Origin of the sequence: Streptomyces tateyamensis, from assembly GCF_003205575.1 — a bacterium.
Classification (GTDB): domain Bacteria; phylum Actinomycetota; class Actinomycetes; order Streptomycetales; family Streptomycetaceae; genus Kitasatospora; species Kitasatospora tateyamensis.
In genome coordinates this window covers 1-415 of record NZ_PYBW01000425.1, presented here as the reverse complement: position 1 = coordinate 415, position 415 = coordinate 1, and the positions used below count along the sequence as shown (strand labels likewise).

The window sequence follows — 415 nt, the reverse complement described above, 5'->3', positions numbered from 1 at the left end:
CGATGAGTCCCTGTCGCGGTCGCGCGAGCTTGCCACTGGCGGGGTGACGGTGCTCCGGGTGCCCTGCGCCCACTTCGGTGTTATGAAGCCGCCGCACGTGGCCACGCTGGGCGCGGTGATCGAGGAGGTGCTCGGCGGGCGGTGACGTCGGGCGGGGCCGGCTGCGGGCCGTCCCCGTCGCCGTCCTCGACGGCTCACACCAGTCCTAGGCGCACCGCGCGGCCCACCGCGTGGGCGCGGTTGTTCACCATCAGCTCGTAGATCACGTTCTTCACCGTGTGCGGCGAGCAGTCCAGGGTGCGGGCGATGGCCGCGTTGTCGTGGCCGTCGGCGACCAGCGACAGCACCGCGGTCTGGCGGGCTGTCAGGGGGGACTTCTTCTCCGCCGCCCCGGCAGCGGGTGGCCCGGCGGCGG

Annotated in this window: 1 protein-coding gene; it reads right to left on the bottom strand. The window is 73.7% G+C overall.

The window, feature by feature from the left end; all coding sequences use genetic code 11:
• Positions 1-194: 194 nt before the first annotated feature.
• On the bottom strand, positions 195-415 hold a 221-nt coding region (locus C7C46_RS34055; protein ID WP_146259365.1), incomplete at its 5' end, for a response regulator transcription factor.